The 19,890-nt window shown below is 60.5% G+C and carries 15 protein-coding genes; 4 read left to right on the top strand and 11 right to left on the bottom strand.

Annotation, left to right across the window (positions count from 1 at the left end; translation table 11 throughout):
• Positions 1–9: 9 nt before the first annotated feature.
• Both JTP94_RS30665 and JTP94_RS30660 read right to left on the bottom strand, forming a co-directional pair.
• Positions 10–3,468 carry a YhaN family protein gene (locus tag JTP94_RS30665; protein ID WP_204854171.1) on the bottom strand — a complete coding sequence of 1,153 codons (3,459 nt, stop codon included), beginning with the start codon at positions 3,466–3,468 and terminating at the stop codon, positions 10–12.
• A 1-nt stretch (position 3,469) separates the two neighbouring features.
• On the bottom strand, positions 3,470–4,705 hold the full coding sequence (locus JTP94_RS30660) for a DNA repair exonuclease (RefSeq protein ID WP_204854170.1): 1,236 nt from the start codon (positions 4,703–4,705) through the stop codon (positions 3,470–3,472).
• Between the two features lie 222 nt (positions 4,706–4,927).
• Here JTP94_RS30660 and JTP94_RS30655 point away from each other — a divergent pair, with 222 nt between their 5' ends.
• Together JTP94_RS30655 and JTP94_RS30650 are read left to right on the top strand one after the other, a co-directional pair.
• Positions 4,928–5,914: an aldo/keto reductase gene (locus tag JTP94_RS30655; RefSeq protein ID WP_204854169.1), complete on the top strand. Its 987-nt coding sequence runs from the start codon at positions 4,928–4,930 to the stop codon at positions 5,912–5,914.
• A gap of 108 nt (positions 5,915–6,022) precedes the next feature.
• Positions 6,023–6,760, top strand: a complete 738-nt coding sequence (locus tag JTP94_RS30650) for an SDR family oxidoreductase (protein WP_204854168.1) — start codon at positions 6,023–6,025, stop codon at positions 6,758–6,760.
• A gap of 84 nt (positions 6,761–6,844) precedes the next feature.
• Here the strand turns inward: JTP94_RS30650 and hupB are convergent, their stop codons facing one another.
• From hupB to clpP, 4 genes are all read right to left on the bottom strand, one after another.
• A complete protein-coding gene (hupB, locus tag JTP94_RS30645) occupies positions 6,845–7,120 on the bottom strand; it encodes a DNA-binding protein HupB (protein ID WP_034507562.1) in 276 nt (91 codons plus the stop codon).
• Positions 7,121–7,321: 201 nt separating this feature from the next.
• The gene (lon, locus tag JTP94_RS30640; protein WP_204854167.1) at positions 7,322–9,742 is read right to left on the bottom strand and encodes an endopeptidase La; all 2,421 of its coding nucleotides are present in this window, start codon (positions 9,740–9,742) and stop codon (positions 7,322–7,324) included.
• Between the two features lie 419 nt (positions 9,743–10,161).
• A complete protein-coding gene (gene clpX, locus JTP94_RS30635; RefSeq protein WP_034507566.1) occupies positions 10,162–11,439 on the bottom strand; it encodes an ATP-dependent Clp protease ATP-binding subunit ClpX in 1,278 nt (425 codons plus the stop codon).
• Positions 11,440–11,734: 295 nt separating this feature from the next.
• Positions 11,735–12,367, bottom strand: coding sequence for an ATP-dependent Clp endopeptidase proteolytic subunit ClpP (clpP, locus tag JTP94_RS30630; RefSeq protein ID WP_204854166.1), 633 nt, complete (start codon positions 12,365–12,367; stop codon positions 11,735–11,737).
• Positions 12,368–12,779: 412 nt separating this feature from the next.
• Between clpP and JTP94_RS30625 the strand changes: the two genes are divergently transcribed.
• On the top strand, positions 12,780–14,024 hold the full coding sequence (locus JTP94_RS30625) for a diguanylate cyclase (RefSeq protein WP_210384334.1): 1,245 nt from the start codon (positions 12,780–12,782) through the stop codon (positions 14,022–14,024).
• Between the two features lie 42 nt (positions 14,025–14,066).
• Positions 14,067–15,311, top strand: coding sequence for a cytochrome P450 (locus tag JTP94_RS30620; RefSeq protein WP_204854164.1), 1,245 nt, complete (start codon positions 14,067–14,069; stop codon positions 15,309–15,311).
• Positions 15,312–15,465: 154 nt separating this feature from the next.
• Here JTP94_RS30620 and pstB read toward each other — a convergent pair whose 3' ends face one another.
• The 5 genes from pstB to JTP94_RS30595 all read right to left on the bottom strand — a co-directional run bounded on the left by pstB (position 15,466) and on the right by JTP94_RS30595 (position 19,870).
• Positions 15,466–16,302, bottom strand: a complete 837-nt coding sequence (pstB, locus tag JTP94_RS30615) for a phosphate ABC transporter ATP-binding protein PstB (protein ID WP_204854163.1) — start codon at positions 16,300–16,302, stop codon at positions 15,466–15,468.
• Between the two features lie 29 nt (positions 16,303–16,331).
• On the bottom strand, positions 16,332–17,183 hold the full coding sequence (pstA, locus tag JTP94_RS30610) for a phosphate ABC transporter permease PstA (protein WP_204854162.1): 852 nt from the start codon (positions 17,181–17,183) through the stop codon (positions 16,332–16,334).
• A gap of 11 nt (positions 17,184–17,194) precedes the next feature.
• Complete coding sequence (gene pstC / locus JTP94_RS30605; RefSeq protein ID WP_204854161.1) at positions 17,195–18,166, bottom strand: phosphate ABC transporter permease subunit PstC; 972 nt, start codon at positions 18,164–18,166, stop codon at positions 17,195–17,197.
• 74 nt (positions 18,167–18,240) lie between these two features.
• Positions 18,241–19,266: a phosphate ABC transporter substrate-binding protein PstS gene (gene pstS, locus JTP94_RS30600; protein ID WP_204854160.1), complete on the bottom strand. Its 1,026-nt coding sequence runs from the start codon at positions 19,264–19,266 to the stop codon at positions 18,241–18,243.
• A 259-nt stretch (positions 19,267–19,525) separates the two neighbouring features.
• Positions 19,526–19,870, bottom strand: coding sequence for a cupin domain-containing protein (locus JTP94_RS30595; protein WP_204854159.1), 345 nt, complete (start codon positions 19,868–19,870; stop codon positions 19,526–19,528).
• Between the last annotated feature and the right edge of the window lie 20 nt (positions 19,871–19,890).

Genomic DNA, 19,890 nt, shown 5'->3' with positions numbered 1-19,890 from the left:
TCGCTGCGCTTAGAGCTGGATCAGGTCCAAATCCCGACCGATCTCGCGTTTGGCGATCTCGACTAAGCTCATCTCGTGGGTAAATAGGACAGTCTGGAAGCGTTCTGCGGTGCCGGCGAGCACCTTCAACCCGGCGCTTGCGCGTTCGTCGTCGAAAGTCTGGAAGATATCGTCGACGATCAGCGGCGCCGGCTCGTTGCGGGTGGAATAATCCTCCAGGAAAGCCAAGCGCAAGGCGAGATAGAGCTGGTCGCGGGTCCCTTCGCTCAGGCCTTCCAGCGGCACATGCTCACCAGCCACGCGCTCCGCCAGCAGCTGCCGCGCGTCGCTTTCGTCATGCGCCTCGACGAGGCGGACGAAGCGGTCGCCGGTCAGTTGCGAAAACAAGTCACCCGCCCGCTTGATGACGGGATCCGCCTGCTTCTCGCGATAGGATTCCATCGAGCCCGCCAGCATTCGCGCGGCAAGCTTCAGGACCACCCACTGCCGCGCGAGGTCCTTTGCTTCCTGCTCGGCCGAAAGCTTTTCGAAAACCGCGTATTCGGCGCTGATGCCGGTCTCGAGCGCCTGCCGTTGGCGCCGGTTTTCCGCCAGCCGTGCCGAAAGGCCGCCATGCGTGGTGAACTGTCGCTGATCCTCCTCGATCAACCGCTCGATTTCGAGATCAGCGGCAACCCGTTCGAAATCGGCGAGCTGGGCGCGAAGCTCGGCCTCGGCCTTGCCATCCGCCTGCTGGCGGAAACGATCGCGACTTTCGACCAACCGTGCATTCAAGCGAGTGCGCTCGCGCAGCCGCGATAGCAGAGCGGGCAGATCCGTAACCCCTGGCAGATCTACGGTCAGATGATCCAGATCGGCCAATATGATCGTTAGAGCTTCCTCGTGGCGCGCGACCAATCCTTCCGCGTGCTGCCGATCCTCTTCAAGGCCGTCGCGCCTTTTCAACTCGCCGCGCATGGCGTTGGAGCGCGTATGCAGCGCTTCGGCTGCGGCATCCGGCGGCAGATGATCAAGCTCATAGCCGGCGCTGGCAGCGAGGGTTGCGAGCCGCCGCTCGAAATCCGCCATGTCGCGACGCATGCCATTGACGCGGCGCAGCCGATTGTCGCGCTCCGCCAAAGCGTCGGGCAGCTCCTCCCATGCCTTCAGGGCCACAGACGCCATTTCCAGCGTCGCATCCGTCGGCAGGCCAAGGGGCAGAACGGCCTTGCCGAACGCTTCGCGCCAATCGACATGCCGTCGCTCCAGCGCCTGTCGTTGCTCGTCAAACCGTGCCAGCCGGTCGCGCGCCGAGCTTATCTCCCCCTCCCGCGTGCGGCTTTCGCTCCAGCGCTCGGCAGCCAGGCGCAGGTGCTTCCGCAATCCTTCGGCCATCGCCACGGGCGGCAGCCGGCCGCTCTTGTAGCCGGTCGCCTCCGCAATATCCTGCAGGGCTGGAGACACGCGCCCCTCGGCCAAGACATTCTCGTTCCGCCCATCGAGCAAGTCGCGCAGCGCCTTGCGCTCGCGCAGCAATCCTTCGACCCCTCGCCGCCATTCCAGCATGATCGACGGATCGAGCGCGGTGACGCCGCAGGCTTCGAAAAGGGCGGCAAAGGATGCCTGGGCATCCGCCAGTACCTTCTCGTATCCTTGCAGCCGATCGGATGCCTCCTCACGCTCCCGTCTCAGCCGCACTTGACGCAGACGATAATCGGCATGGCGCGCGACGCGATCAGCATCCTTCAATGCAGCATCGGCAAGACCATCAGCCTCGGCGACGCCGACCGTCAGCGCTGCAATCGTCTTGGCGTCAGGAGAATGACCAGCCGCCAGCATTTCCTGGATGGATGTCCACTTGATATCGCGGCCTTCTCGCGCAGCGGCGATCTGTTCACGCGTGACGATCGGGCCGGTGCGTTCGGCATCCGCCAGCGCCCGTTCGATCTCGCTCAGCTGCTCATCATAGCCGCGCAGCTTGTCGGCGGCCTCGCGCGTCTTCGTGCGGGCCGCATCGATCGTTTCACGATGGGTGGCAATCTCAGCACTTTCCGGCAAGGGTGCCGCAAAAAGTGCTACGATGTCACCGACCGGTGGCCGTAACCGCGCGGCTCCCTCGTTGAGATCGGCTTCCGTGCGGCGTATCTGCGTCTCCAGAGCATCGAGGCGGGCCAAGGCGGAGAGGTCACCGGCCAGTGCCTCCAATTGATCGATGTAAAGCTTCGGATCGATCAGGCGCCCGGCAAGGCTATCTTTTTCCAGTGCCGCCAGCTGTTTGCGCTCGCTGTCGGATTGTTCGGCCAGTACCTGCAGCTGACGCGAGAGCTGCCTGCCCTCCTCCACCAGTTCGGACAGGCGCGCACGGTCGACATCGCTCGGCTGATGTTCTTCTAACCGCCCGACATCGGATATGCCCAGACGGCGGGCAAGCTGGACGAGTGCTGCCTCATAACCGGCGAGTTCCTGATCGACACGCGGCAGATCCTGGCGCTGGCTGCGATAATTGCCCGTATCGGCGAAGAGCTGGGTGATATCGCCTGATATCTCTAGCAGCGCGTCATCAACATGGATGCGGGACAGGTCTTCCTCGGTACGAACGACCGTCTGCCGGGCCCGGCGCAACTCCTCTTCGGCAACCTGCTTGTCGCGCAGCTTGTGTTCGAGCCTGTCGGCAAAGCTATCCGGGATGGCGGAGAGATCGGCCAAGCCATGGAGCGCCATGCCTTCCGCGTCGATCTCGGCGAGCAGAGGCTGCAAGGTCTTCAGCTTCGTGAGCCGGTCCAGGGTCTGTCGCGTGTCATGGCGCTCGGCCTGCAAACGCTCCAGCTCAGCCTCAAGGTCGGCTGCCTCCGCCAGCAGCTTCTTCCAGTCGCCGGATTTGAGTTCATGGTCGCGCTCGGCCTTGCGGGCGTCTTCATAGCGGTCGAGGGCCTGGTAGAAGCTACGATCCTTCGAGCGCCTGGCCGCATAGACGCCATCGGCTTCCGCTTCCAGCGACTGGCGCAGCCGCGAAAGACCGGTCAGGCCGGAAGCCGCCGAAAACAGCAGGCTGCCGATCTCGCCGCCGCTGCGCAGCATGGCGGTCGCTCCCTGTCGCAGCCGTTGCGAATCAAGGCCGAAGGCGCGTTCGAAGACATCGCGGCTCAAATTGCCGAGGAACGGCGCGAGGGCATCCTCGGCAAGCGGCGTCTCCTTGTCGTCGGGTGCAAGAAGTGTGCTCTTGCGCCCACGCCGGCGGCGGAAGGTGAGCCGAGCTCCATCGCGCGCGCTGATCGCCGCCCCGATCCGCAAGGTGCCGGGCTCATGCAGAAAGCTTTGTTCGGCTGCGGCAGGAAAACCAAAAAGCAGATCGGAAATCGCGCTGAGTGCAGACGATTTGCCCGCTTCGTTCGGGCCATAGATGACATGCAGCCTGGCGCCAGCGCGGAAATCGAGTGTGCGGTCGGTCATTGCGCCGTAGCGGAGAATATCGAGCCGGTCGAAGCGCATATCAGCCCGCCCCCTGCCCGCGAGCCAAGAGCAATTGTCGCGCCTCTTCAATAAGAGCCCCCACGTCGTCATCCAGTGGCTGCGCCGCCGCGCCAAGCCCACCCGGCAAGCGCACCGCAATCTCATCGACGAGGCGACCCGCTTCTACAGCGATATCCGCGTCACCGGCATGCTCGGCCAGCAATTGGCGGAGATCGAGCGCGCCGTCCGAGTCTCTGACTTGCGCCGGCGGCGGCTCCAGCCGCAGCTCCAGCTTTTCGAGCCAGATATCCTCATGCACGCGATGGCAGGCGGCCTCGACCTCGTCGCGCCATTGCTGGCGGTTGGCAACTATCGTGCCGTGCAGCGGCGTGACACCGGAAAGCCGAATGCGTAGCGCCGTCATGCGCCCGGCCATGTCGTCAGCGACCGGCTGCACCGCCTGCTCGACGCCGCGCAGGATCGCAGTCTGGTCGTCCTCCGGGCCGATGACGATATCGACCTGTGCGAAACGCGCCTCGTCGACGATCAGGCGCTCATGTTCGATCCGGCCGTCTTCGACCGTCACCAGCACCGCGCCCTTGGCGCCGCGTTCGCGGATATTGCGGCCCTGCAGATTGCCGGGAAAGATCACCAGCGGATCACGCGCCACCACTTCGTAATCGTGCACATGGCCAAGCGCCCAGTAGTCATAGCCGCGCGAGCGCAGATCATCGACCGAGCAAGGCGCATAGGGCGCATGCGGCTCGCGGCCGGTGAGCGAGGTGTGGAGAATGCCGATGTTGAACCAGCCTGACACGGGTGCGGGATAGGTGAGCGCCAGATTGTCGTTGGCCGAGCGCTCGGCAAAGCCCTGGCCATGCAGCGCCACCTGCAACGCATCCAGTTTGAAGCTGCCGGGCTTGCCGGTCGGGAATTCATGGACATTGGCCGGCAAGGTGATGGTCTTGGTGATGACGCTTGCCGCATCGTGATTGCCGCGCAGCAGATAGACCGGAATTCCGGCCCGCTCCAGCCGCGCCATCTCGCGGTTGAAGAACAGGCCGATCTTGTTGTCCTTCCAGTCGCCGTCATAGACGTCGCCGGCGATGACGAAGAAATCGACCCGTTTTTCGATGGCCAATTCCACCAGCGTCGAGAAGGCCTTGCGGCTGGCTTCCACGAAGACCGCGGCGACAGCGGCATCCTTCAACGCCAACCCCTGAAAGGGACTGCCAAGATGCAGATCGGCGGCGTGGATGAAGCTGAAAGAGGGCATGGGTTCCGATCGTCGTCAGATATCCGGTCTTCCCTTTTAAGGAAACGGAGGCGCAATGAACACCACGCCCCGCGCTTCATCCAACGGTTTCGTAAGCGGGCGGAAACTGTCATATTCCTGGGTCACGCGATTGCGATCCTGCATCGCCCGTGCACCCTTGCCGCGGGTTCGAGCGGCTGCTACTCCGCTGGCATTTCATGACCAATGAAGAGGAGACATCTCATGAGACATCATGCTTTCGGGCGGACATCCTTCAGCGTGACAGACGTCGGCTTCGGCGCCTGGCAGATCGGCGGCGCATGGGGCGATGTCAGTGAGGCCGACGGCCGCGCGGCGCTGAATGCCGCTCTCGACGCCGGCATGACCTTCATCGACACTGCCGACGTCTATGGCGACGGCCGCTCGGAAAAGATCATCGCCGATGTGCTGAAGGCGCGCGGCGGCGCGCGCCCGATGGTGGCGACCAAAGCCGGCCGCCGGCTGAACCCGCATGTGGCCGACGGCTATACCAAGGCCAATCTCGAAGGTTTCATCGATCGCAGCCTGAAAAACCTCGGGGTCGAGAGCCTGGACCTGGTGCAGCTTCATTGCCCGCCGACCGAAGTGCTCTATCGGCCGGAGATTTTCGCCGGTCTCGACGAGCTGCAGAAGGCCGGCAAGATCAGGGGATATGGTGTCAGCGTCGAAAAGGTCGAGGAGGCGCTGAAGGCGATCGAATATCCTGATGTCCTCAGCATCCAGATCATCTACAACATCTTCCGCCAGCGGCCCGACCATCTGTTCTTCAAGGAAGCCAAGCGCAAGAACGTCGCGGTCATCGCCCGCGTGCCGCTGGCCTCGGGCCTGCTCTCCGGCAAGATCACCCGCGACACGCAATTTGCCAGCGACGATCACCGCAACTTCAATCGCCATGGCGAGGCCTTCGATGTCGGCGAGACCTTCGCCGGCGTTCCCTTCGAGGTGGGTCTGCAGGCGGTGGAAGAGGTGCGCAAGCTGGTTCCATCAGGCGCCAGCATGGCGGCTTTCGCGCTGCGCTGGATCCTGATGAGCGATGCCGTGACCGTCGTCATCCCCGGCGCCCGCAATGCCGAGCAGGCCAAGGCCAACGCGGCCGCGGCCGACCTTGCGCCGCTATCGGCTGACGTCATGGCCGCCACGCGCGAGATCTACGAGCGCCTGATCGCTCCGCACGTCCATCATCGCTGGTAACGGCCTTTGCGAAAACGAGTGGCCGGGACCTGGGCCCGGCCATCTCAGTCATTTTTTGGTAGGCTGGCGAGGCCTGCATTGCGAACAGGGCTTAGAGGAGGAGAATCAATGAAGGTAGCGCTGGTAACAGGCGCCTCGCGCGGTCTTGGTGCGGTGATCGCAAGGGAACTCGCGGATGCAGGTTGGGCCGTCGCCGTCAACTATGCGAGCGACGCCCAAGGTGCGGCGAACGTCGTCGACACGATCCGGCAACGTGGCGGTCAGGCCTGCACAGCCCAATTTAGCGTCATCGACAAGGCTCAGCTTGTCGGCGGCCTCGAGACAATCCGAAAAGCACTAGGCCCGGTCGATCTGATCGTAAACAATGCAACGGGCCCTCAGCCGGAAATGCCTCTCATGGAGCAATCCTGGCGGACCTATCTCGACCAGCTCGAGTTCTTCGTCAAAGCGCCTCTGGAACTGCTTCACGCCGTGCTGCCCGATTGGCGCGCGCGCAAGTCAGGCCGTGTGATCAATATCGGCTCTGAGGTCGCCGAGCTCGGCAACCCCAATTTCGGCAACTACGCTTCGGCCAAGGGGGCCATGCTATCGATGACGCGTTCCTGGGCGAGAGAACTGGCCCCGGAGGGGATCACGGTCAACCTCGTGGCACCTGGGTGGATTCCTGTTGAACGGCACGCCGGCGCCTCGCAGCAGGCAATGGACAACTACCTCGCACAGACACCGCTCAGCCACTTCGGCAAGCCTGAAGACATTGCCCATGCCGTCGTCTTTCTGGCGTCAAGCAAAGCGGACTTCATCACGGGTCAGAAACTTGCCCTTAACGGCGGACGAACGCTTCTCTGACCGTGAATAAAAAAAGGGCCCGCTAGGCGGACCCCCATCTTTTCCACCCGCAAGGCAAACACCTCGCAGCGGGTGGAAACGAGATTAGCTGTTAACAGCGTCCTTCAGGCCCTTGCCGGGCGTGAACTTCGGCACGTTGCGAGCCGCGATATCGACCTCGGCGCCGGTGGACGGGTTGCGGCCCTTCGTGGCTGCACGGTGAGAAACAGTGAAGCTGCCGAAGCCTGCAAGGCGAATGTCGCCGCCCTTCTTCAGTTCAGCCTGCACGGCATCGAAAACAGCGTCAACAGCGGAAGCAGCGTCAGCCTTCGTGATACCGGCCTTCTCGGCCACTGCGGACACGAGCTCATTCTTGTTCATGTTTCCACCCCTTTCTCTGGTATGAAACGACTTATCTATAGCGGGGCGAAGAATACGAATGCTCTTACCCGCCGCAACCCCAAAAGCCCTGCAAATCAAGGAAAAGCAAGCGTTGCCATAAGCTTTTCACAAAAAAAGACCGGCAAATTTGCCGGTCTTTTCGCCTTTTATGTCAATTCGACATAATTGAGGCAACAACGCTCAATGAGCGATCGTTGCGCCCACTTCATCCACACCGTCGACGGTTGCGATCACTGGCGTCTCGACAGTGCCGTCCCATTCGATCGGCTCGGGCCGGCGAACAAGCGCGTGCTTGATTACCTCGCCCATGCGTGAGACCGGAACGATCTCCATGTTGTTCTTCACGTTGTCCGGAATCTCCGCCAGATCCTTGGCGTTTTCTTCCGGGATCAGAACCTTCTTGATGCCGCCGCGCAGTGCCGCCAGCAACTTTTCCTTCAGGCCGCCGATCGGCAGCACACGGCCGCGCAGCGTGATTTCGCCGGTCATGGCGACATCCTTGGAAACCGGGATGCCGGTCATGATCGAGACGATCGCGGTTGCCATCGCGACACCGGCCGACGGGCCATCCTTGGGCGTCGCGCCTTCCGGCACGTGCACGTGAATGTCGCTCTTGTCGAAGAGCGGCGGCTTGACGCCGAAATCGACAGCGCGCGAGCGGACGTAGGATGCCGCCGCCGAAATCGATTCCTTCATGACTTCCTTCAGGTTGCCGGTGACCGTCATGCGGCCCTTGCCCGGCATCATCACGCCTTCAATCGTCAGCAGCTCGCCGCCGACTTCCGTCCATGCGAGACCGGTGACGACACCGACCTGATCCTCGCCCTCGGCTTCGCCGTGGCGGAAGCGCGGAACGCCGAGATACTGGTCGATGTTCGCAGCGGTGACCGCAACGGACTTGGTCTTGCCCTTGATGATCTCGGTGACCGCCTTGCGGGCGAGCTTCATCAATTCGCGTTCGAAGTTACGAACACCGGCTTCGCGGGTGTATTGCTGGCTGATTGCCATCAGGGCGTCGTCGCTGACCGAGAATTCCTGCGGCTGCAACGCGTGTTCCTTGATAGCCTTCGGCAGCAGGTGCCGCTTGGCGATCTCGCGCTTTTCATCTTCGGTGTAGCCGGCGATACGGATGACTTCCATGCGGTCCATAAGCGGCGCAGGGATGTTCAGCGTATTCGCCGTCGTGATGAACATCACGTCCGAGAGGTCGTATTCGACTTCCAGGTAGTGATCCATGAAGGTCGAGTTCTGCGCCGGGTCCAGCACTTCCAGGAGGGCCGAGGACGGATCGCCGCGATAGTCCATGCCGAGCTTGTCGATTTCGTCGAGCAGGAAGAGCGGGTTGGACTTCTTGGCCTTCTTCATCGACTGGATGACCTTGCCGGGCATCGAGCCGATATAAGTGCGGCGGTGACCGCGGATCTCGGCTTCGTCACGAACGCCGCCGAGTGCCATGCGGACATACTCACGGCCGGTCGCCTTGGCGATCGACTGGGCGAGCGAAGTCTTGCCGACGCCCGGAGGGCCGACGAGGCACAGGATCGGGCCCTTGATCTTCGTCGCGCGGGCCTGGACGGCCAGATATTCGACGATACGCTCCTTGACCTTGTCGAGGCCGAAATGATCCTGTTCGAGGATCTTCTCGGCATTGTTGAGGTCGGCCTTGATCTTCGACTTCTTGTGCCACGGGATACCGAGCAGCCAGTCGAGATAGTTACGCACGACGGTGGCTTCCGCCGACATCGGGCTCATCTGCCGCAGCTTCTTCAGCTCGGCATCGGCTTTTTCCTTGGCTTCCTTAGACAACTTGGTCTTGGAGATGCGCTCTTCCAGCTCGGCCATCTCGTCGCGGCCTTCTTCGCCGTCGCCGAGCTCCTTCTGGATCGCCTTCATCTGCTCATTCAGGTAGTATTCGCGCTGGGTCTTCTCCATCTGGCGCTTGACGCGCGAGCGGATGCGCTTTTCTACCTGCAGAACCGAAATCTCGCCTTCCATGAAGCCGAGCGCCTTTTCGAGGCGGCCCTTGACGCTGGTGGTTTCCAGCATCTCCTGCTTCTCGGTGATCTTGATCGACAGATGCGAGGCAACCGTATCGGCAAGCTTCGAATAGTCATCGATCTGGCTGGCGGCGCCAACCACTTCCGGCGAAATCTTCTTGTTGAGCTTTACATAGCTCTCGAATTCCGAAACGACCGAGCGGCTCAGCGCCTCCAGCTCGACCTGATCTTCCTCCGGCTCATGCAGGACATGGCCAAGGGCCTCATAAAAGTCCTCGCGGCCGGTATACTCGTCGATCTCCGCGCGCGCACGGCCTTCGACCAACACCTTCACGGTGCCGTCGGGCAGTTTCAGCAGCTGCAGCACATTGGCAACGGTACCGACCCTATGGATCGCGTCCGGCGCAGGATCGTCGTCGCTGGCATTGATCTGCGTGACCAGCATGATCTGCTTGTCAGAGCCCATGACCTCTTCCAGCGCACGAATGGATTTCTCCCGTCCGACGAACAGCGGCACGATCATGTGGGGGAAAACCACGATGTCGCGCAACGGCAATACCGGATAGGCAATGCTCTCATTTGCCGCAGACGTTTTCTTAGTCATGTTATTTCCTTTCCGTCGTCCCGTTCCCGGGCTCTCTGCCGGCCTTAGGGGATTAGCCGGCTCTCTCACTTGGTTAACAAGTGGAGCTTCACATTACCTATTTCAAGTCGCGCGCGACGCAGTGTCGCCAGACAGCGATCCGCGCATTTGCGAGGAGGAACGCAACAACAAAGCACCGAGGCCCGGCCACTCAAACACCGCCGACAAATCAGGATCCGAGGAAAAACGCCGGGCCCAAGCCCTATCTGTCGGATACTCTAGAATCATGCCATCATGGCTGCAGCGGGCGCTCTTCACAACCGGGTTTGGCGGCGGTCCCATAAGCTTATCCCAGACTTTATCAGAAAACTGCACGATTTTTCAAATAGAAAGGGGCCCGTCGACAACGAGCCCCTGATTCATGATTGCAAATAGGGTTATCAGGCTGTTGCGTTGGCCTTTTCTTCCTGCCGATCGGCATAGATGTAGAGCGGGCGGGCCGATCCTCGGACCACTTCCTCGGAAATGACCACCTCGCGGACGCCTTCCAGGGCCGGCAGATCGAACATGGTATCGAGCAAGATCTTCTCCATGATCGAGCGCAGACCGCGCGCGCCGGTCTTGCGCACGATCGCCCTCTTGGCAATCTCGCGCAATGCGTCCTCGTGGAAGGTCAATTCAACGTCTTCCATCTCGAACAGGCGCTGGTACTGCTTGACGAGCGCGTTCTTCGGCTCGGACAGGATCTGGATGAGCGCATCCTCATCCAAGTCTTCCAGCGTCGCCAGTACGGGCAGACGGCCGATGAATTCCGGGATCAGGCCGAACTTGACCAGATCTTCCGGTTCCAGTTCGCGCAGCACTTCGCCGACGCGGCGATCGTCCGGCGCCTTGACAGCAGCACCAAAGCCGATCGAGGTCTTCTCGCCACGGGCAGAGATGATCTTGTCGAGACCGGCAAAGGCACCGCCGCAGATGAACAGGATGTTGGTCGTGTCGACCTGCAGGAATTCCTGCTGCGGATGCTTGCGTCCACCCTGGGGAGGAACCGAAGCGACCGTGCCTTCCATGATCTTCAGCAGCGCCTGCTGTACGCCCTCGCCCGATACATCGCGGGTGATCGATGGATTGTCCGACTTGCGGGAAATCTTGTCGACTTCGTCGATGTAGACGATGCCGCGCTGGGCGCGCTCGACGTTGTAGTCGGCAGCCTGCAGCAGCTTGAGAATGATGTTCTCCACATCCTCGCCGACATAGCCTGCTTCCGTCAGCGTGGTCGCGTCGGCCATGGTGAAGGGCACGTCGATGATGCGGGCGAGCGTCTGAGCCAGATAGGTCTTGCCGCAACCGGTCGGACCGACAAGCATGATGTTCGACTTCGCCAGCTCGACATCGCCGTTCTTGGACGCATGTGCGAGGCGCTTGTAATGGTTATGAACGGCCACGGACAGGATCTTCTTCGCCTGCCTCTGGCCGATGACGTATTCATCAAGAACCTTGATGATGTCCTGCGGTGTCGGAACGCCGTCACGCGACTTGACCATCGAGGATTTGTTTTCCTCGCGGATGATGTCCATGCATAGTTCAACGCATTCATCGCAGATGAAGACGGTCGGTCCGGCAATCAGCTTCCGGACTTCATGCTGGCTCTTACCGCAGAACGAACAATAAAGCGTGTTCTTGGAGTCGCCGCCGTTGCTGCCGCTGACTTTGCTCATATCACTTTCCTTCCAGCACGCCGCCAATTTCCAAGTTGAAATCGCGGTCCACTCTATGCATCCGCCGGACCTGCACCTCGTTACTAGCAGATCGCGGCGCCCTTCAGGGTACTGAACGCAGGCCCGAAACCGGAACTGCGTGGCAACGATCCCCTTCGAATGCCCGAATGCTATGTCATAAAAACGCTACATAGCACGAATGCCTACTATTACCGCGTTCCGTTCCACATTAAACCCCTATTCGATCACAAATGGGATAGAACTGTGGCCAGGAAGTCACCGCCCCGGGGATAAATCAAGAGGCGGCTTCACCTTCCATTTCGGTACGCGACGTCAGCACCTTGTCGATCAGACCCCAATCCTTGGCCTCGTCCGAGGACATGAAATGGTCACGATCGAGTGTCTGCTCGACTTCTTCATATGTCCGGCCGCAATGCTTGACATAAATTTCGTTCAGGCGACGCTTCATCTTGATGATGTCGCGCGCATGGCGTTCGATGTCCGAAGCCTGCCCCTGGAAACCGCCCGACGGCTGGTGAACCATGATGCGGGAATTCGGCGTTGCAAAACGCATGTCCTTGTCGCCGGCGGCAAGTAGCAACGATCCCATCGAGGCGGCCTGGCCGATGCAGAGTGTCGAAATGGCCGGCTTGATGAACTGCATCGTGTCATAGATCGCCATGCCGGCGGTTACGACGCCACCCGGCGAATTGATATACAGTGCTATTTCCTTCTTCGGGTTTTCCGCCTCGAGGAAGAGGAGTTGGGCGCATACCAACGTCGCCATATGGTCTTCGACAGGCCCGGTCAGGAAGATGATACGTTCCTTCAGCAGGCGGGAATAAATGTCGTAAGACCGTTCCCCACGGTTGGTCTGTTCAACAACCATCGGCACCAGAGCCATAGCTGTATCGACTGGATTTCTCATGTGCGTCCTTTACCAAGCTTGCCCCGGCGACGAAAGCGCCGGGAATCGAGTAAAAATCCTTTACCCCTACATAGAGTGTCCCTGCCCTGCACTTCAAGACGCACGAAAGCATAACCTCAAAAAGCACTAATGCCCTAGGAAGCGTTGACAAAGCATTTCTAACTGCCGCTTTCGTGGTGCCAACACACTGGGCACCGCGCCATGCGCAACTCACCGCTTTTCCCGACCGCAAGGTGAAGGAAGCATGAAGGACGGTGCCGGCGCCGCACAAGGCGCAGACACAGGCAAAATTTACCAAGACACTTAAGGAACTTACCATCTTATTCGGCAAGGATGGGTCCAGCGCAGGAATCGTCACGCCTTTCGCGCGACGAGAGAACCCTGGCAGGGAGAACGACCGATCGTGCTTAACATGACCACAGGGTTGATCATCTGGTGCTCGGAAGCCATCACCCTGGCGGCCGTGTTTCTTCTTGCCTGGTGGCACGATCGCCGATCGCCCGCCTATCTGATGTGGGCGCTGGGCTTTATCGTGAATGCGATTGGATTTGCGCTGGTGGCGGCCCGCGGTTTCATTCCCGACATATTGTCGATCGAGATCGGCAATGCGATCGCGCTGCTTGGCGAAAGCGCCTGGATTGCCGGCTTTCGATGGCTCGACAAGCGCAAGCTCGAATGGTCGGCCCTGCTGCCGCCCGTCATCTGGCTGGTCGGCGTCAGCCTGCCATGGGTCAATGACAGCTTGGTCAATCGCATCATCGTGCATGACCTGGCCGGCGCTGTCGGCGCGACATTGCTCGCCTCCGCGGTCCGCCCCGCCGAGGGTCGGCGGGAGCAGGCGCGCGGCCAATTGGGCTTTGTGTTCATGGCTCTAGCCTGCCTTTGCTTCGTGTCCTCCCTCTGGATGGCACTCTTCACTCCTACGCCGGAAGAGGCCTTGATCTATCGTGGCTATGTGGCGCTCGGCGACGCGCTGTTCATCACGGTCGCTGTCGCATTGATGGGCAAGCTGCTGATGGAGCGCGCGGAGCGTCGTTGGCGGGCAATTTCCATCACCGATACGCTGACCGGCGTCTTGAACCGCCGCGGCCTTCAGGACAGCTACGAGATTCTTGTCGGAGAGGGACAACGGCAGCCGCAAAAGCTCGCTGCACTGTTGTTTGATCTCGACCGCTTCAAAGCGATCAACGATCGCTACGGACACCAGACGGGCGATCTCGTGCTCATTGAATTTGCGCGCATCGCTCGCCAGTTCGTGCCGCGTAGCGGCGCGTTCGGCCGCATGGGCGGCGAGGAATTCGTCGCCTTCGTCCCCATAGACGATCAGGCGCAGGCCGAGGCGCTGGCGGAAACGATTCGCGCCGATTTCTGCCGCGTGCCGCTGCTCGCGGATCGTTCCCTGGTGCCGGCGACGGTCAGCATCGGCGTGGCAATCATGCCGCGTGACACCGTCAGCTGGGATCGGATCGTCTCCTCCGCCGATCGCGCGCTTTACGCCGCCAAGCGCGCAGGCCGAAATTGCACCATCGTCTTCGACGAAATGGAGATTGCAAAGACGGCCGACGCGCCGCCAGACACAGATGGCGGCGAACTGGTTCCGACGCTCGACGACCAGATTCACGCCCTGCGGCGCATGGGCAAGCTCGCGGGCATGTGACGGGCTTTTCCGGCGCGATTTATTCCGATAATCCTTTTCATCATGACCACATCTTCTCTCCTCTCCATCGATTCGGCGGCCCGCCGCGTCTCTCTCGACGCCCGCGATCCCGCCTTCTACACCAATCCCAATGCGGTCTATGCCGCCTTGCATGCGCAATGCCCCACCTTCTACTGGGAGGAGCAGAAACGATGGTATTTCACCGGCTATGACCATGTGAACGGCTTGCTGCGCGACCGCCGCTTCGGCCGCCAGATCCTGCACATCGCCACGCGTGAAGAGCTCGGCATGCCGGCGCCTCTGCCGCATCTGAAGAATTTCGATCTTGCCGAACAGTACTCGCTCCTCGAAATCGAACCGCCCGAGCACACGCGCCTGCGCACCCTCGTCAACCGCGCCTTCGTTTCCCGCCATGTCGAGAAGATGAAGCCGGAACTGGCCGAGCTGGCCAACCGCCTGATCGACGGCTTCGAGAAGGACGGTGAAGTCGAGCTTCTGTCGGCCTTTGCCGACATCATTCCCGTCACCATGATCGCGCGGATGATCGGCATACCGGAAGAAATGGGGCCGCAGCTGCTGAAGTGGTCACACGCCTATGTCCGCATGTACATGTTCGGCCGTACGGCTGCCGACGAAGACGCGGCGGATCAGGCCGCAAAGGAATTCGCCGACTATGTGAAAACCGTCATCCGCGAGCGTCGCGCCAATCCGCGCGACGATCTTTTGACGCACATGATCACCACCGAGCACAAGGGTCAGTATCTGACCGAAGACGAACTGGTGTCGACGACGATCGTGCTGCTCAATGCCGGCCATGAAGCAACGGTGCATCAGATCGGCAATTCCGTGCGCGTCATCCTGGAAAGCGATTATTCGCCGGCCGAGCTTTTCAGGGACGAGGCGACGACGGAACGCACGGTGGAAGAGACGCTGCGCATCTGCGCGCCCGTGCACATCTTCGACCGCTGGTGCCTGGAGCCGACGGAAATCGACGGGATATCCTTCGAGCGCGGCGACAAGGTGGCGATGATTCTCGCTGCCGCCAATCTGGACCCGACGAAATTTTCCGATCCCCTCACCTTCAAGCCCGACCGCAACGAAGCACCCATCCTGTCGTTCGGCGCGGGTATCCATTTCTGCATCGGCGCGCCGCTGGCTCGGCTGGAATTGAACGTCGTCCTGCCGATCCTCTTCGAGCGCCTGCCCGGGCTGAAGCTCAAGAGGACGCCCGAGGTCAAGGACGTCTACCAATTCCATGGCCTGGACAAGCTCGAGCTGACCTGGTGAGTTCAAGCCGCCCGGCAGAGGCGGATATTCGCCGGCTCGGCGAGCCTCGGGCGCGGCAACCGGCAAAATTCACGATCACGACTTAAAATGCAAAATGGCGCGCCCGCTCGGCGCGCCATCGCAAATGGTTGGGTTCGGCCGGGTCTGGACCGTATCAGCCGTAACGGCCGGTGATGTAGTCTTCCGTGCGCTTGACCTTCGGCGCCTGGAAGATCTGCTCGGTCGGGCCGTATTCGATCAGGTCGCCGAGGTACATGAAGGCGGTACTGTCGGAGATACGGCTCGCCTGCTGCATGTTGTGCGTGACGATGACGATCGTGAACTCGCCCTTCAGCTGCGACACCAGTTCCTCGACCTTGGCCGTGGAGATCGGATCGAGAGCCGAAGTCGGCTCGTCAAGAAGCAAGACTTCCGGGCGCAGCGCGATGGCGCGGGCGATACAGAGACGCTGCTGCTGGCCGCCGGAAAGGCCGAGACCGCTCTGGTGCAGCTTTTCCTTCACTTCGCTCCATAACGCTGTTTCCGTCAGTGCCGCTTCGACGCGAACGTCCATTTCCGCCTTGGAAATCTTCTCATAGAGCCGAATGCCGAAAGCGACGTTTTCATAGATCGACATCGGGAACGGCGTGGGCTTCTGGAACACCATACCGACCTTGGCGCGCAAATCGTTCAGATCGACGTCCTTGGTGAGAATATTGCGGCCGTCCAGCAGGATCTCTCCCGCAACCGTCTGGCCCGGATAAAGATCATACATCCGGTTGAAGGTGCGCAGAAGCGTGGACTTACCGCAACCCGAAGGGCCGATGAAGGCGGTGACCGCATTTTTGCGGATGTCCATATTCACACCCTTCAGAACGCGATGGCCGTTCTGATAGGTGAAATCAAGGTTCTTCACCTGAAGTTTCGCGAGCATGCCGAGATCCGACTGAGAAACGGCGTCCTTCCCCGGCTGTGCGTTGACGCTCTGGAAATTGTTGTCGCTCATGTTCATGGTTTCATTCCTATCGTTCGGCGGCTGCGTCATTGGCGACGCCCACTCAAGACACGGGCAAGGATGTTGAGGGCAAGGATGGCAACGGTGATGATCAGCGCGCCGGCCCAGGCCAGTTGTTTAAGATCCTCGCCTGCATCGGCGGCGAGCGTATTGATGGCAACCGGCAGCGTGGCTATTGGACCGGTCAGGTCTGCATTCATGAATTTACTGTAACCGGCCGTAAAGAGAAGCGGCGCGGTTTCGCCGCTGATGCGGGCGACGGCCAGCAGGATGCCGGTGAGGATGCCCGTCCACGCGGAACGGTAGACCACCATCGTCATGGACTTCCAACGCGGCGCACCGAGCGCGGCGGTCGCCTCACGAAGCGCGTTTGGCACCAGCAACAGCATGTCCTGCGTCGTGCGGTTGACGACCGGAAGGGCGATCAGCGCCAGCGCGAGGATGCCGGCAATGGCGGAGTTGCCGTGCATGGGCACCACCACGGCGCCGTAGACGAATACGCCGATGATGATCGAGGGTGCGGACAGCAGGATGTCATTGAGGAACTTGGCAGCCTCGGCAAGCTTGGAGCCGTTGGCATATTCCACCAGATAGGTGGCGGCGAGAATGCCGATCGGCGCGGCGATCACGATGGCGAGGCCCGTGACCAGCACGGTGCCGTAGATTGCGTTGATCAGGCCACCGCGCGAGCCCTGGGCCGGGATCGACATGGTGAAAACGTCGAGATTGAGCGCCGATACACCGCGATAAAGCAGTGTCGCAAGGATCACGCTGAGAAAGAATATGCCGAGGATGGCCGCGATGAAGCACAAGGCCATCATCACCCGGTTCTTCCCATAGCGCCTCGACACGAGGTTCTGACGAATTGCATTGTCCATGGGTTTTTTCCTCAGTGCGAGTCGCTGCTGCCGATCATCCACCTCGCCAGCGCAAGCACGCAGAAGGAAAGGACGAACAGAAGTAGGCCGAGCGCAATCAGGCTCGACAATTGCAGACCGTCGGCATCGCCGAAGTTGTTCGCGATCTGGGCGGAAATGGTGGTGGACGGCGAGATGATCGACGATTGCAGACGGCTCACCGAGCCTATGACGAAGGTGACGGCCATGGTTTCGCCAAGCGCGCGGCCGAGGCCGAGCATGATGCCGCCGACGAGGCCGCGACGTGTATAGGGGATCAGGATGTGGCGAGCCACTTCCCATGTGGTCATGCCCATGCCGTAAGCCGATTCACGCAGCATCGGCGGCACGGTGGTGAACACGTCGCGGGAGATCGCGGTGATGAACGGCAGGATCATAACGGCCAGCACGAGACTTGCCGTCAACAGGCCGACGCCCGGCGCCGGCGGCTGGAACAGCAAGCCGATCAACGGCACCTGGCCGATCGTCATGATAAGGAAGGGCAGGATATAGGTCTGCATCAGCGGCACGAGAATGAACAGACCGACGATGCCGTAGATAATGGAGGGAACACCGGCCAGAAGCTCGATGGCCGTACTGATCGGACGTCGCAGGCTGCCGGGGCAAAGTTCCGTGAGGAAGATGGCGATGCCGATGCCAAGGGGAACGGCAATCAGCATGGCGATGAGCGAACTCACCAGCGTGCCGACCACGGCAGGCACGGCACCATAGATATCGGCGGGAGCGCTCCACTTCGTGCCCCAAAGGAACGAGAATCCGAAGGCCTGGAAGGTTGGCAAGGCAGCGATGATAAGAACCGCGATGATTGCCAGCAGCAGAAGCACGACAAGACTAGCCGAGCCAAGCGTCATAAAATAGAAAATCCGATCCTGTAGCCGGAATTTTCTGGTGCTGGCGCTGGTATCCAGTGCCTGGAAGCCAGCCGTCTGAGTCGCGTCAGCCATCGATTTCCCCTTGTCCTGTCACGAAAGGCGGACAGGGCCATACCCTGTCCGCCGCAACTCTCATCCAGCACAAATTACTTCGTGCCAAAGTCCTTCTTCCAGGACTCTTCGACAACCTTGGCAACAGTTTCCGGAACCGGAAGATAGGACAGGTCGGTCGCGTCCTTCTGACCCTTTTCATAAGACCACTTGAAGAACTTCAGCGCTGCCTCGTTCTGAGCAGGATCTGCCGGCTTCTTGTAGAGGAGAACCCAGGTCGAAGCTGCAATCGGCCAGCTCTTGTCGCCCGGCTGATTGGTGATGATCAGGTTGAAGTTCTTGGCATGGGCCCAATCAGCGTTGGAAGCGGCAGCCTTGAATGTGTCGAGGCTCGGCTCGATAACCTTGCCGGCAGCATTCTTCATCTTCGCGAAACCGATGTGGTTGGCGACGACGTAGGAATATTCAACGTAGGAGATCGAACCAGCTGTCTGGTTGACAGTGGTGGAAACGCCCTCGGAGCCCTTGGCGCCGAAGCCGACCGGCCATTCAACCGCCGTGTTCGAACCAACCTTTTCCTTCCACTCCGGCGAAACCTTCGCCAGGTAGTCGGTGAAGTTGAAGGTCGTGCCCGAGCTGTCGGCGCGATAAACGACCGAGATCGGCCCGGAAGGCAGCTTAACGTCGGGGTTGAGGGCCTTGATGGCCGCATCGTCCCACTTGGCGATCTTGCCGAGGAAGATGTCGGCCAGCGTCTTGCCGTCGAGAACGAGTTCGCCCGGCTTTACGCCTTCAACGTTATAGGAAACGACGATGCCGCCGGAGATCATCGGGAACTGAGCAATGCCATTCTTCTCAAGGTCAGCGTCGCTCATCGGCTTGTCCGAAGCGCCGAATACGATGGTCTTGTCGAGCAGCTGCTTGATGCCAGCGCCCGAACCGACCGACTGGTAGTTGACGACATTGTTCGTCGCAGCCTTATAGCCTTCGGCCCACTTGGACAGAACCGGCGCGATGAAGCTCGAGCCGGCGCCCGTGATGTCGGCAGCCATAGCCGAAGCGGCCATGGTGACAACCAGGCCAGCGGTCAGGCAAAGAGAACGGAGTTTCAGATTAAGCATAGTAGACTCACTTCCTCAAGTGAACGAAAGGATGGCGAGCAGAAGACCGGCACGAGGTATTCATTATAAATCACCTCCCCACCTCAATCTCCTGGCGACAACGATGGCTCTAATGCCGCTTTGTTTCAGTTTGATGACAGTTTAATGAAGCGCCAGTGACACAACCTACGGCAAGCATAACGGCTAGGGCCGAAGCGCATGGAATGGCTCGCCCTTCAGCTGAAGGCGCCGAGCTTCACGTTTTGATTCAAGCGCCTTTTCAAAGGCGGATCACATAGTCCTTGCGAGTCGTTTCAATGACTTCCCAAGTCCCCTTGAAGCCCGGCTTCAAAATCATCCGGTCACCGGCACGCAAATGAAAAGCCTCGCCATCCTCCGCAGTTAGCACCGAATAGCCGGAGAGGATATGAAAGTACTCCCACTCGTCATAGACGATTTTCCATTTCCCCGGCGACGCCTCCCAGACACCCGCATAAAGGCCGCCATCGGCCTCATCGAGGTTCCAGGTGCGAAAGCTCGGAGCTCCCGAGACGAGCCGATCTGCGGCGGGCGCGCCGGTCTCCGGCTCGACGCCATCGATATTCAATCGCAGATATGTCGTCACAAATGCCTCCTGTCGATGCG

Origin of the sequence: Martinezella lusitana, from assembly GCF_016901135.1 — a bacterium.
Lineage (GTDB): Bacteria > Pseudomonadota > Alphaproteobacteria > Rhizobiales > Rhizobiaceae > Rhizobium > Rhizobium lusitanum_D.
Note: the sequence above shows the minus strand (reverse complement) of the source record. Positions and strands in the feature narration are given on the sequence as shown.